Origin of the sequence: Achromobacter anxifer (assembly GCF_903652925.1) — a bacterium.
Classification (GTDB): domain Bacteria; phylum Pseudomonadota; class Gammaproteobacteria; order Burkholderiales; family Burkholderiaceae_B; genus Achromobacter; species Achromobacter anxifer.
The window spans coordinates 626,443-639,172 of sequence record NZ_CAHLAR010000004.1; the positions used below are offsets into that span (position 1 = coordinate 626,443).

The 12,730-nt window shown below is 66.6% G+C and carries 10 protein-coding genes; all 10 read right to left on the reverse strand.

Going from position 1 to position 12,730, the window contains the following annotated elements:
* Positions 1-74: 74 nt before the first annotated feature.
* Positions 75-572 carry a molybdopterin-guanine dinucleotide biosynthesis protein B gene (gene mobB, locus HWY37_RS15970; RefSeq protein ID WP_176089052.1) on the reverse strand — a complete coding sequence of 166 codons (498 nt, stop codon included), beginning with the start codon at positions 570-572 and terminating at the stop codon, positions 75-77.
* Entirely contained in the window at positions 569-1,228 is a 660-nt protein-coding gene (locus tag HWY37_RS15975; RefSeq protein WP_175208107.1) for a carbonic anhydrase, read from the reverse strand. Before HWY37_RS15975 ends, mobB begins: the two co-directional genes overlap by 4 nt.
* Before the next feature lies 1 nt (position 1,229).
* Entirely contained in the window at positions 1,230-2,228 is a 999-nt protein-coding gene (gene moaA / locus HWY37_RS15980; RefSeq protein ID WP_175208106.1) for a GTP 3',8-cyclase MoaA, read from the reverse strand.
* Positions 2,225-2,986 carry a peptidylprolyl isomerase gene (locus HWY37_RS15985; protein WP_175208105.1) on the reverse strand — a complete coding sequence of 254 codons (762 nt, stop codon included), beginning with the start codon at positions 2,984-2,986 and terminating at the stop codon, positions 2,225-2,227. The genes moaA and HWY37_RS15985 overlap by 4 nt, the downstream gene beginning before the upstream one ends.
* Positions 2,987-3,008: 22 nt before the next feature.
* A complete protein-coding gene (narI, locus tag HWY37_RS15990) occupies positions 3,009-3,692 on the reverse strand; it encodes a respiratory nitrate reductase subunit gamma (protein ID WP_175208104.1) in 684 nt (227 codons plus the stop codon).
* 18 nt (positions 3,693-3,710) lie between these two features.
* Positions 3,711-4,358 (reverse strand): nitrate reductase molybdenum cofactor assembly chaperone, encoded by a 648-nt coding sequence (gene narJ / locus HWY37_RS15995; RefSeq protein WP_175208103.1) that lies wholly within the window; start codon positions 4,356-4,358, stop codon positions 3,711-3,713.
* A gap of 14 nt (positions 4,359-4,372) precedes the next feature.
* Complete coding sequence (narH, locus tag HWY37_RS16000) at positions 4,373-5,938, reverse strand: nitrate reductase subunit beta (protein ID WP_175208102.1); 1,566 nt, start codon at positions 5,936-5,938, stop codon at positions 4,373-4,375.
* Positions 5,935-9,684 carry a nitrate reductase subunit alpha gene (locus HWY37_RS16005; protein ID WP_176089053.1) on the reverse strand — a complete coding sequence of 1,250 codons (3,750 nt, stop codon included), beginning with the start codon at positions 9,682-9,684 and terminating at the stop codon, positions 5,935-5,937. Before HWY37_RS16005 ends, narH begins: the two co-directional genes overlap by 4 nt.
* A 153-nt stretch (positions 9,685-9,837) precedes the next feature.
* Positions 9,838-11,226 (reverse strand): NarK family nitrate/nitrite MFS transporter, encoded by a 1,389-nt coding sequence (locus HWY37_RS16010; RefSeq protein WP_175208100.1) that lies wholly within the window; start codon positions 11,224-11,226, stop codon positions 9,838-9,840.
* 10 nt (positions 11,227-11,236) lie between these two features.
* A complete protein-coding gene (locus HWY37_RS16015; protein ID WP_246302323.1) occupies positions 11,237-12,514 on the reverse strand; it encodes an MFS transporter in 1,278 nt (425 codons plus the stop codon).
* Positions 12,515-12,730 lie beyond the last annotated feature (216 nt).

Genomic DNA, 12,730 nt, shown 5'->3' on the forward strand with positions numbered 1-12,730 from the left:
TCAACGCGGTCTTGCTCGGGTAATGCGGCGGCTTCCAGTGTAGCCGCTGCGCCTCTCGTTACAGCGGCGGCCCCTCACCCCAGTCCGAGGGTGCGGCAGATGAAGTCCGCGACCCGGGCCGGCTCGTTCAGAGGCAGGCAGGGCAAGCCCGCCGCCAGCGGCGCGTCGGTGACCACCGCCAGGAAGCTGCCGTCGTCCGCGTGCAGGGGCGGCTTGCCCAGGGCTGGCCGGTATACCTCGATGCGCGGGATCGCGGCCTGCTTGAAGCCCTCGACCAGCACCAGGTCGGCCGGCGCCAGGCGCTCCAGCTGTTCTTCCAGCGTCGGCTCGGGCGCGTCCCGCAGTTCATGGACGATGGCGTAGCGGTACGGCGAGGCCACCATCACCTCCAGCGCGCCCGCCTGCCGGAAGCGGGCGCTGTCCTTGCCGGGCGGCTCCATCTCGAAATCGTGGTGGCTGTGCTTGATGACGCTGACCTTCAGGCCGCGCGCGCCCAGCAGCGGCAGCATGGCCTCGATCAGGGTGGTCTTGCCGCTGCCGGAACGGCCGGCGATGCCGAAAACTGGGGTCATGCAAGCTCCGTGAACAATGGGCAGACGATGGGCAGGAATGCGTCCGCCCGCGCCGAGTATGCCAGCAAAGCGCCCGCCACCAGGTCGAAATACCAGCCGTGCAGGGTTAGGCCGCCCGCGTCGACCGCGCGGCGGACGAACGGCAGTTCCTCCAGGTTGCGCAGCGAAATCAGGATGGACGCCTGCTCGCAGGCGCGCCGGCGCTCGGCGGCCGAGGCCTGCGGCATCTGCTGCAGCACCTGCCTGCGCGCCGGTTCGGCAATGTCCATCCAGCGTTCCAGGTAGTCGGTCTCGCCGTCGCCGCGGGTGCGCCGGTCCATCAGCGCGCGGATGCCGCCGCAATGGGCGTGGCCCAGCACGATGATGCGGCTGACCTGCAGCTGCTCCACCGCGAACTGTATCGCGGCCAGCACGCCCTGCAAGCCCCGGTCCGTGCTCGCCGGCGGCACCAGGTTGGCCACGTTGCGCACGGTGAAGATGTCGCCCGGATCGCAGCCCAGCAGCATGGCCGGATCGACCCGCGAATCGCAGCAGCCCACCAGCAGCGTGCTGGGGTGTTGGCCTTCGCACAGATTGCGGTACAGCGTTGGCGCGTCCTCGTAATACTGTTGCTGGAAGCGCTGGAAGCCGTCGACCAGCCTTTCGATGTCGCGCATGTCAGCCTCCCGTCTGCGCCATGAAGCGCACGATGCGTTCCGGACGCGCCAGGAAGTCGTGGCGCTCCGGCTTGACGGCGATGCCGGCCTGGATCGCGCGAACCAGTTCGGCATCGCTTGCGCCCTGCCGTAGCAGACGCCCCAACGGCACCTGGTCTTCCTGGCCCAGGCACAGGTACAGGGTGCCGTCCACGCCCAGGCGGACGCGGTTGCAGCTGGCGCAGAAATGGCGCGACATGGGGGTGATCACGCCCAGCACGGGCGCGCCATGGCCCGTGGTCCAGTAGCGCGCCGGACCCGCGCCCGTCCCGCCCAGGGCCGGCACCAGGCCGGCCTCCACGGCCAGCCGCGAGCCCATGGCGTTCAGGTCGGTATGCGCAAAGCCCTGGCCGCAGCTGCCCATGGGCATGGGCTCGATCAGGCGCAGCACGAAACCCTGCGCCACGGCGTAATCCAGCAGCCTGCGCACCTCGGCCTCGGGCGTGGCCGCGTGCACCACGCTGTTGAGCTTGATGGGCGCAAAGCCCGCGTCCCTGGCCGCGGCCAGCCCCGCCAGCACCGCATCCAGGCAATCCCGGCCGGTGATCTGGCTGAAGGCGGCGGCATCCAGCGTGTCCAGGCTGATGTTCAGGCGGTCGACCCCGGCCGCGCGCAAATCCTGCGCATGGCGGGCCAATTGGGTGCCGTTGGTCGATACGGAAAGATCCTTCAGCCCGGGCATGGCGGCGATGGCGCCCGCTAGTCCCGCCAGGCCGCGGCGCAACAGGGGCTCGCCGCCGGTCAACCGGACCTTGCTCACGCCCAGCCCGACGAACAACTCCACCAGCCGCGCCATCTCCTCGTGGCGCAGCCAATTGGCGGGGGTTTCAAAGCCCTTGAAGTCCTTGGGCAGGCAGTAGCTGCAACGCAGGTCGCAGCGGTCCGTGACGGATACGCGCAGATAATCGATGCGGCGGCCGTGGCCGTCCACCAGGGGTCCCGCAGCCGGCTCTTCCATCATGCAGCGCTCCCGCCGTAGACGCGCTCCGGCTCTTCGCCCTGCAGGTCTATGCCCTGGATATCGGCGCGCTCGACCAGCAGCCGGGTGTACTGGCGCCAGGCGGTGTCGCGGCTCGTGGCCGACAGCGCGGCGGCGATCTGCCCCGCCACGTGCTCGTAGGGCTGCATGCGGCCCTCGATGCGCCGCGTCACCCGCACGATGTGCAGGCCGTGGCGGGTTTCCAGCAGTTGCGGCAGCAGGCCGCCCGCGGGCAGCGCGAAGACCGCGCGCTCGAATTCCGGCACCGTGTCGCCCCGCCCCAATTGCCCCAGGCTGCCGCCCAGGGCGGCGGACGGGCAATTGGATTGCTCCCGCGCCACCTCGGCGAAGCGCGAGGGATCCTCCAGCAGCTCGGCCAGCACCACGTTGGCGTGCGCCCGCAGCATGTCCAGGTTCACGCCCGGCGTGACCTGGAACAGGATGTGGTCGGCCTCGACCAGTTCGCCCACCATGAAGCGTTGCGGATGCATCTGGTAGTAGCGGCGGCAGGCAGCCTCGTCGGCTTCGGGCGCGGCCGCCTCGCGGGCCAGCAAGGCGTCGATGATGCCCTCCTCGTCGGCAGCGTCCACCCCCAGCCGGCCGGCCTCGTCCAGCAGCACGCGGCGCAGCACCAGGGTGGTGATCGCGTCACGCATGGGGTTGCCGGCTTCGGCATGCAGCGGCAGTTCGCGTTCCAGGTCCGCGTCGTTCAGTTCGACGCCATTGACGATGACAGGCATGGTCTGCTCCCAGGAATGGCGATCAACGCGGACGGACCAGCTGCCAGGCGCGGCCCAGATAGGTCACCGAGGCAAAGCCGCTCCAGACGTGGACCAGGCGGGTGAACGGGAAGATCACGAACAGCGTGAGGCCCATGAACAGGTGCGCCTTGAACAGCAGCGGCACGTCGGCGATATGGCTGGCGGCGTCACCCTGGAAGGTGACGATGTGCTGCGCCCAGGTCATCAGGCGCACCATCATCTCGCCGTCCATGTGACCGGCCGACAGCGCGATGGTCGACAGGCCCAGCAGCAAGGTGACCAGGATCCACAGCAGCAACAGCTTGTCGCCGGGCCGCGTGGTGGCGCGGATGCGCGGGTCGCTCAGGCGGCGGTGGATCAGGATCAGCAGGCCGATCAGGCACAGCCCGCCCATGACGCCGCCGGCCACCATGGCCACGGTCTGTTTGAGCGTGTGCGACACGCCCAGCGTGTCCCACACCACCACGGGCGTCAACAGGCCCGCCAGGTGCCCGAAGAACAGGCCCAGGATGCCGACGTGGAACAGGATATTGCCCAGGCGCAATTGGCCGCGGTGCAGCAGCTGCGAGCTGTCCGACTTCCAGGTGTACTGCTCGCGCTCGAAGCGCGCCAGGCTGCCCAGCAGAAAGATCGTCAGCGCGATGTAGGGGTAGATGCCGAAGAAGAACTGATTCAGGGAGTTCATGATGCGTCGTCCTGAAGATTAATGAGCCGCGGGCGCGCGGGGATAGAAGCGCACGGTCTGCGCGCCCTCGCCCGAGAACGGCCGCAGCAGCGGTTCCACGCCGTCCGGCCCGATGCCGAACGTTTCCATCGCATCATCCATGTCGCGCACGGGCGCTTCGGTCTGCTCGCGCGGAATCACGCGGGACTGGGCGCGCAGCACGGCGAAGATGCCGGCGTAGGGGCTGTCGCCCTTGGCCAGGCGCGCGCCGATAGCGGCCAGCACGTGGATGGCGTCGTCCAGCAGGTCCTGGGCCTGGGCGGGATCGATCACGCCCAGGAACTCCAGGAACAGCGGCACGTGGTCCGGCAGCTCGGACACCACCGGTTCGAAGCCATGCTCGCGGTAGGTGTCCAGCAGGTCCACCATGGCCTGGCCGCGGTCGCGGCTTTCGCCGTGCACGTGCTCGAACAGGTGCAGCGAATGCGAGCGGTTGCGGTCAAAGGTGGCGACGTAGTTCTCTTGCAGCGCGATCAGGTCGTTGGTGGCCAGGTAGCCGATCAAGGGTTGCAGGGCTTCCTCGGCGTCGGGATGGTCGGACAAGGCGGTTTCGACCTCGCCCAACGCGTCCAGCAGCTCGGGCTCGGGATAGCACAGCAAGGCGGAAAGCAGGCGGTACAGACTCATGGTTTTCTCCTTTCCTAGGCCGCGGCGGCCTTCTTGCGGGATTTCGGCATCTCGATGAAGATCTCGCTGCCCTGGGGCTTGCGTCCGAACAAGGTGCCTTCCGACACCCCGCCCGAGCAGCCGTTGCCGAAGGTGAAGCCGCAGCTGCCCTTCTCGTTGAAGCTGTCCTCGACCACTTCCTTGTGGCTGCTGGGCACCACGAAGCGGTCTTCGTAGTCGGCGATGGCCATGATCTTGTACATGTCCTGCACGGTCGCCTCGCTCAGGCCGACCTGCTCCAGCAGCGCCGTGTCGCGTTCGCCGTGCACGGTCTCGGAGCGCTTGTAGGCGCGCATGGCCAGCATGCGTTCCAGCGCCTGCAACACCGGCGCTTCCTTGCCCGCCGTCAGCAGGTTGGCCAGGTAGCGCACGGGAATGCGCAGGCTGGACACGTCAGGAATCATGGCGTTCTTGCCCACCGTGCGGCTCGGCATCTGGCCGGACTCGGCCGCCGTCTGGATCGGCGACAGCGGCGGGATGTACCAGACCATGGGCAAGGTGCGGTATTCCGGATGCAGCGGGAAGGCGACGCGCCATTGCACCGCCATCTTGTAGACCGGCGACTTGCGCGCGGCTTCCAGCCAGGATTCCGGAATGCCCTGCTCGCGCGCCGCGGCGATCACCTCGGGCGAATGCGGGTCCAGGAACAGGTCGAGCTGCGACTGGTACAGGTCCTGCTCGCTGGCGGTGGACGCGGCCTGCTCGATCTGGTCGGCGTCATACAGCATCACGCCCAGGTAGCGGATGCGGCCCACGCAGGTTTCCGAGCACACCGTGGGCTGGCCGGCCTCGATGCGCGGATAGCAGAAGGTGCACTTCTCGGCCTTGCCGCTGCTCCAGTTGTAGTAGATCTTCTTGTATGGGCAGCCGGAGATGCACATGCGCCAGCCGCGGCACTTGTCCTGGTCCACCAGCACGATGCCGTCATCTTCACGCTTGTAGATCGAGCCGGACGGGCAGCTGGCGACACAGGCCGGGTTCAGGCAGTGTTCGCACAGGCGCGGCAGGTACATCATGAAGGTGTTCTCGAAGGTCGAGTACATCTCCTTCTGCACGCCCTCGAACAGCGCGTCGCGGCTGCGCGCGCTGAATTCTCCGCCCAGGTCGTCCTCCCAGTTCGGGCCCCAATGGATCTTGTCCATCTTCTTGCCGGTCAGCACCGACACCGGACGCGCGGTGGGCGGGGTCTGCGACAGCGGCGCCTTCTGCAGGTGCTCGTAATCGAAGGTGAACGGCTCGTAGTAGTCGTCGATCTGCGGCAGGTTCGGGTTGGCGAAGAGATTGGCCAGGATGCGCAGCTTGCCCCCCTGGCGCGGCTCCAGCTTGCCGGCGGCGGTGCGCTTCCAGCCGCCCTTCCATTTGTCCTGATTCTCCCATTCCTTGGGATAGCCGATGCCGGGCTTGGTTTCCACGTTGTTGAACCAGGCGTACTCGACGCCGTCGCGGCTGGTCCAGACGTTCTTGCAGGTGACCGAGCAAGTGTGGCAGCCGATGCACTTGTCCAGGTTCAGCACCATGCCGATTTGGGCGCGTATCCTCATGATTGCTTCTCTTCTTGTTGCGTGTTGGCGTCTTCGACCAGCGGGCCTTCCAGCCAGTCCACCTTCTTCATCTTGCGCAGCACCACGAACTCGTCGCGGTTGGCGCCGACCGTGCCGTAGTAGTTGAAACCGTAGGCCTGCTGGGCGTAGCCGCCGATCATGTGCGTGGGCTTGAGCACCGTGCGCGTGACCGAGTTGTGGATGCCGCCGCGCTTGCCGCTGGTTTCCGCGCCAGGCACGTTCACAATCTTTTCCTGCGCGTGGTACATCAGGCACATGCCCGCCGGCACGCGCTGGCTGACGACGACGCGCGCGGTCAAGGTGCCGTTGACGTTGAAGACCTCGACCCAGTCGTTGTCGACGAGGCCGGCCTGCTTGGCCTCGGTTTCCGAAATCCACACATGGGGGCCGCCGCGGCTCAGGGTGAGCATGCGCAGGTTGTCCGAATACGTGCTGTGGATGCCCCACTTCTGGTGCGGAGTCAGCCAGTTCAGGACCAGTTCCTTCTCGCCGTTCGGATAGCGGCCCAGCATGGGCGCGACCGTCTTGGTGTCGATGGCCGGCTTGTACACGCAGGAGCCTTCGCCGAAGTCGAGCATCCAGCGGTGGTCCTGGTAGAACTGCTGGCGGCCGGTCAGCGTGCGCCATGGAATCAGCTCGTGCACGTTGGTGTAGCCGGCGTTGTAGCTGACTTCTTCGCTTTCCAGGCCCGACCAGGTGGGCGCGGAAATGATCTTGCGCGGCTGGGCCTGGATGTCGCGGAAGCGGATCTTGTCGTGCTCGCGCCCGACCGCCAGGTGCGTGTGGTCGCGTCCGGTGATCTTGCCCAGCGCCTCCCAGGCCTTGACCGACACGTGGCCGTTGGTCTCGGGCGCGAAGGTAAGGATCATCTCGGCCGCGTCGATGGCGGTGTCCAGCCGCGGCCGGCCCTGGCTCACGCCCGGTTCGGCCACGCTTTCGTTGATGCCGGCCAGCTCGTGCACCTCGTGCTCGGTGTTCCAGTTGATGCCCTTGCCGCCGTTGCCCAGCTTGTCCAGCAGCGGCCCCACCGAGGTGAACTTGCGGTAGATGTCGTTGTAGTCGCGTTCGACCACGGTCATGTTGGGCGCGGTCTTGCCGGGGATCAGCTCGCATTCGCCCAGCTTCCAGTCCTTGGGCTCGAACGCCTGGCCCAGCTCTCCCGGGGTGTCGTGCATCAGCGGGGTCAGCACCACGTCGCGGCGCTTGCCCAGGTAGGGGCCGCCGATCTCGCTGAACTTCTTGGCCAGCAGCTTGTAGATCTCCCAGTCGGTCTTGCTTTCCCACAGGGGCTGCACGGCTTCGCTCAGCGGGTGGATGAACGGGTGCATGTCCGAGGTGTTGAGGTCGTCCTTTTCGTACCAGGTGGCCGTGGGCAGCACGATGTCGCCGTACAGGCAGGTGGTGCTCATGCGGAAGTCCAGCACCGTCAGCAGGTCCAGCTTGCCTTCGGCCGCGTCTTCCTGATAGGTCACTTCAGTAGGCTTGATGGCTTCGGCCTCGTCGCCGAACACCGCGTTCTGCGTGCCCAGCAGGTACTTCAGGAAGTATTCGTGGCCCTTGCCGCTGGAGCCCAGGATGTTGGAGCGCCACACGAACATATTGCGCGGGAAGTTGGCCGGATCGTCCGGGTTCTCGCAGGACATGCGCAATTCGCCCGACTTCAGCTGTTCGGCCACGTAAGCCACCGGGTCCTTGCCCTGGCTTTCCGCCTGCGCCACCACGTCCAGCGGATTGGTGCGCAGCTGCGGCGCCGACGGCAGCCAGCCCATGCGTTCGGCGCGGGCGTTCAGGTCGATCATGCTGAGATCGCCGTAGCGGCCGCGGTCGGCGGTGGGGCCCAGGACTTCCTGGACGTTGAGCTTTTCATGGCGCCACTGGCTGGTGTGTGCGTAGAAGAAGGACGTGCCGTTCATCTGGCGCGGAGGACGGACCCAGTCCGCGGCGAACGCCAGCGGGGCCCAGCCGAACTGCGGGCGCAGCTTTTCCTGGCCCACGTAGTGCGCCCAGCCGCCGCCGCTCTTGCCCACGCAGCCGCACATCATCAGCATGTTGATGATGCCGCGGTAGATCATGTCCATGTGGTACCAGTGGTTCAGGCCGGCGCCGACGATGACCATGGACTTGCCTTCGGTGTCGTGGGCGTTCTGCGCGAACTCGCGCGCCACCTGGATCACCTGCGCGCGCGGCACGCCGGTGTGCTTTTCCTGCCAGGCGGGCGTGTAAGGCACGTCGTCGTCATAGGAGCTGGCGACATTGCCGCCGCCCAGGCCGCGGTCCAGGCCGTAGTTGGCCATCTGCAGGTCGTACACCGTGGCCACCAGGGCCTCGCTGCCGTCGGCCAGGCGGATGCGGCGCGCAGGCACGTTGCGCACCTGCAGCTCGCCATGCTCGCTGCCGAAGTACGGGAAGCCCACGCCGACCACGGCGTCGGACTGGTCCAGCAGGCTCAGCGCGGGCTCGATCTCGCGGCCACTGCCGCCGTCCCTGGATTCCAGGTTCCAGCGGCCGACCTTCTCGCCGCCGTTGACCGCGCCCTCGCCCCAGCGGAAACCAATGCTGCCATTGGGCGCGACCAGGTCGCCGGTCTTGGCGTCCAGAACCAGCGTCTTCCAGTCGGGGTTGTTCTGCTCGCCCAGCGCGCCATCCAGGTGCGAGGCACGCAGGAAGTGATCCGGCGCGTAGAAGCCGTCGCGCTCCTTCAGCAGCACCAGCATGGGCATGTCGGTGTAGCGCCGCACGTAGTCGCGGAAGTAGTCCGAAGCGCCGGACAGGTGGAATTCCTTCAGGATCACATGGCCCATGGCCATGGCCAGGGCGGCATCGGTGCCTTGCTTGGGCGCCAGCCAGATGTCGCCGAACTTGACCATTTCGCCGAAGTCGCTGGACACGGCCACGGTCTTGGTGCCCTTGTAGCGGACCTCGGTGTAGAAGTGCGCATCGGGCGTACGGGTCTGGGGCACGTTGGAGCCCCACACCATCAGATAGGTCGAGTTGTACCAGTCGGCCGATTCCGGCACGTCGGTCTGTTCGCCCCAGATCTGCGGGCTGGCGGGCGGCAGGTCGCAGTACCAGTCATAGAAGCTCAGGCAGGCGCCGCCCAGCAGGCTCAGGTAGCGCGCGCCTGCGGCGTAGCTGACCATGGACATGGCCGGAATCGGCGAGAAGCCGATCAGGCGGTCAGGGCCGAACTTCTTGATGGTGAAGGCGTTGGCGGCGGCGACGATCTCCATCGCCGTGTCCCAGTCGGCGCGCACGAAGCCGCCCAGGCCGCGCACGGCCTTGTAGCGCTTGGCGCGCGCCGGGTCCTGGCTGATCCATTCCCAGGCCGCTATCGGGTCCATGGTCTTGCGGGCCTCGCGCCACATTTCCATGAGGCGGCCGCGGATCATCGGATACTTCACGCGCTGCGCCGAATAGACGTACCAGCTGTAGGAAGCGCCTCGCGGACAGCCGCGGGGCTCATGGTTGGGCAGGTCGGGCCGCGTGCGCGGATAGTCCGTCTGCTGCGTCTCCCAGGTGATCAGGCCGTTCTTGACGTAGACCTTCCACGAGCAGGAGCCCGTGCAGTTCACGCCGTGGGTCGAGCGCACGACCTTGTCGTGCTGCCAGCGGGCGCGGTAGGCGTTTTCCCACTTGCGGTCCTCGTTGACCGTCTCGCCGTGGCCGTCCGCGAAGGTGGACTTCACCCGCGACATGAACTTCAAGCGGTCCAGGAAATGGCTCATTCTCTATTCTCCAAAGGCGCCGGTCCGGCCGGCGCGTACTGCAATCGATGCTGTTGAAACCATTGTGGGCGCGGCCCGCCTTGCCGACCATTCGCCGGTGGCACAGGCCGGGCGCGGCAGAATGACTAGTCACTCCGGCCGCCGCCCGACGCCTCAGCAAGGCACGGGCGCATTGCGGCGGGCGTAGTACCACCAAGTGATCAGCATGCAGGTGGCGTAGAAGCCGATGAAGCAATACAGGGCGGCCTGCACGCTGCCCGTCATCTCCAGCGAAGTGCCGAAGCTGCGCGGGATGAAGAAGCCGCCGTAGGCGCCGATCGCGCCCGAGAAGCCCAGCACCGCGGCCGACTCCTTGGCCGCGTCCGCCTGGGCCTGCTTCTGCGCTGCGGCGCCCTTCCCTTCAGCCGCCTGCGTGCGTTCACGCAGGAAGATCACGGGAATCATGCGGAAGGTCGAACCGTTGCCCACGCCCGTCAGCGCGAACAGCACGATGAACATGGCCAGGAACCCGTTGAAGTTGCCCGCCTGCCCGGCGACCGGCAGGAACGTCACCACGCCCAGCACCGCCGCGATCATGCCGGCGAAGGTGAACAGCGTGACCCGCGCGCCGCCGAGCTTGTCCGACACCCAGCCGCCGAAAGGCCGAGTCAGCGAGCCCACCAGCGGCCCCAGGAAGGCATAGGCCATGGGATCGACCTGCGGGAACAGCGTCTTGGTCAGCATGGCGAAGCCGGCCGAAAACCCGATGAAGGAGCCGAACGTGCCTACGTACAGCCAGCACATCAGCCAGTTGTGCTTGCGCTTGAAGATCACGGCCTGGTCCGCGAACGAGGCGCGGGCATCAGCGATGTCGTTCATGCCGAACCAGGCGGCGATCGACGCCAGCGCAATCGGAATCACCCAGATGAAGCCGGCGTTCTGCAGCCACAGGTTCTGCTGCGCGCCATTGGCGTTGATGACCTGGGGCTCGCCGCCTGCCACGCCGAACACGCCGATGGAAATGACCACGGGCACCACGAACTGCACCAGGGACACGCCCAGGTTGCCGATGCCGGCGTTCAGCCCGGTGGCCAGGCCCTTCTTCTCCTTGGGGAAGAAGAAGCTGATGTTGGCCATGCTGGAGCTGAAGTTGCCGCCGCCCAGACCGCACAGCAGCGCCAGGATCAGCAGGGTCGGAAACGAGGTGGTCGGATCGCGCAGGGCGAAACCCATGCCCAGCGCCGGGATCAGCAACGAGGCCGTGGAGATGGCCGTCCACTTGCGCCCGCCAAATACGGGCACCAGGAAGGAATAGAAGATGCGCAGGGTCGCGCCCGACAGCGCGGGCAGCGCCGTCAGCCAGAACATCTGGTTCTTGGACAGCATGAAGCCGGCGCGGTCCAGGTTGACCACCACCACGCTCCACAGCATCCAGATGCTGAACGCCAGCATCAGCGCCGGAATGGAGATCCAGAGGTTGCGGTTGGCGACGCGGGCGCCGGTCTGCTTCCAGAAGCCGGGATTATCCGGCTCCCAGCGCGCAAGGACTTGAGTGGAAGACATAGGGATACTCTCAGGAGGTGGTGGAAGGAGCCGCAGCGTGTTGCCGGGCGATGGCCGCGCTTTCCGGCCGGAAACTGAAGTGCATGAAGATGAGCGAGACGCAGACGGTGCCGTACAGCAGCATGAAGGCGCTGGAGCGGATGCCCGTGAGGTCCAGCAGGATCCCGAACATGATCGGCAGCACGAAGCCGCCCAGGCCGCCGGCCAGGCCGACGATGCCGGACACGGCGCCGATGTTTTCGCCGAACTCGTCCGAGATGAACTTGAAGACCGAGGCCTTGCCGATGGCCATGGCGATGCCGACCACGAACAGCAGGACCGTGAAGGTGACCGGACCGAGCGCGATGCCGAAGGTGCGCGGGCCGTTGGCCGTCGTGATGGTGAATTCCGTCTGCGGGTAGCTCAGCAGGAAGAACGCCACCCAGCACACCCACATCACCCACCAGGTGGTCTTGTAGGCGCCGTAGCGGTCCGAGATCCAGCCGCCCACCGCGCGCAGCACGCCGCCCGGCAGGGAAAAGCACGCCGCCAGCAGCGCGGCCAGCTTCATGTCGAAGCCGTATTCGCCGATGTAGTACTTGGTCATCCACAGCGCCAGCGCCACGTAGCCGCCGAACACCACCGAGTAGTACTGGCAATAGCGCCAGACGCGCGGGTCCTTCAGCATGGCCATCTGCGCCGACAGGCTGGCGCCGCTCTTCACGCGATGAGCGGGGTTTGAAGAGGAGAACAGCCAGAACAGGATGGCGGTGACCAGCAGCGCCACGGCGTAGACCTGGGGCACGATGACCCAGGCGCCGCCCGCCGCCGCGATCAGGGCGGGAGCGACGAACTTGGTGATGGCCGAACCCGAGTTGCCGGCGCCGAACACCCCCATCGCCAGACCCTGCTTGTTGCGCGGGAACCAGCGCGCCACATAGGGCGTGCCCACCGAGAACGAGCCGCCCGTCAGGCCAACGAACAGCGCAAGCACCAGGAACTGCCAGTACTCGGTGGCATAGGACAGCAGCCAGATCGGCACCACCGCCAACAGCATCAGGATGAAGAACACCGGCCGGCCGCCGTAGCGGTCGGTCCAGATGCCCAGGGGCACGCGCACCAGGGAACCGGTCAGCACCGGCATGGCGGCCAAGAGGCCGAATTCGGTTTCGGACAGGCCCAGCTGCTGCTTGATGGGGATGCCCAGCACCGCGAAGATCATCCACACCGCGAAACAGATGGTGAAGGCGAATGTGCTTGAAATCAGGACCCGCATCGGCGCGCCGGCGGAAGGTTGACTTGCTGCCATGGTTACTCTCGCTTTACTCACGAAGACATGTGGCTAGCCTAGGGATCGCGGGCATTCCGGACCATTCGCCAGCCGACCAGAAGCCCCTTGCCGATGTGACTAGTCACCCCCTTCTTGGCGGCCCGGCTTGCGCTGGATCAAATTGCCGCGCTGGCGGGCAGGCCGCCAACGCATTAATATGCATTTCAAATACACCTTTAAACGCGAGGCCGAAAC

Coding starts and splice junctions, on each gene's coding strand:
- HWY37_RS15985 (WP_175208105.1), bottom strand. CDS start 2,986: ATGCCTGTCATCGTCAATGGCGTCGAACTGAACGACGCGGACCTGGAA.
- moaA (WP_175208106.1), bottom strand. CDS start 2,228: ATGATGGAAGAGCCGGCTGCGGGACCCCTGGTGGACGGCCACGGCCGC.
- HWY37_RS16015 (WP_246302323.1), bottom strand. CDS start 12,514: ATGGCAGCAAGTCAACCTTCCGCCGGCGCGCCGATGCGGGTCCTGATT.
- HWY37_RS16005 (WP_176089053.1), bottom strand. CDS start 9,684: ATGAGCCATTTCCTGGACCGCTTGAAGTTCATGTCGCGGGTGAAGTCC.
- HWY37_RS15975 (WP_175208107.1), bottom strand. CDS start 1,228: ATGCGCGACATCGAAAGGCTGGTCGACGGCTTCCAGCGCTTCCAGCAA.
- narJ (WP_175208103.1), bottom strand. CDS start 4,358: ATGAGTCTGTACCGCCTGCTTTCCGCCTTGCTGTGCTATCCCGAGCCC.
- narI (WP_175208104.1), bottom strand. CDS start 3,692: ATGAACTCCCTGAATCAGTTCTTCTTCGGCATCTACCCCTACATCGCG.
- mobB (WP_176089052.1), bottom strand. CDS start 572: ATGACCCCAGTTTTCGGCATCGCCGGCCGTTCCGGCAGCGGCAAGACC.
- HWY37_RS16010 (WP_175208100.1), bottom strand. CDS start 11,226: ATGTCTTCCACTCAAGTCCTTGCGCGCTGGGAGCCGGATAATCCCGGC.
- narH (WP_175208102.1), bottom strand. CDS start 5,938: ATGAGGATACGCGCCCAAATCGGCATGGTGCTGAACCTGGACAAGTGC.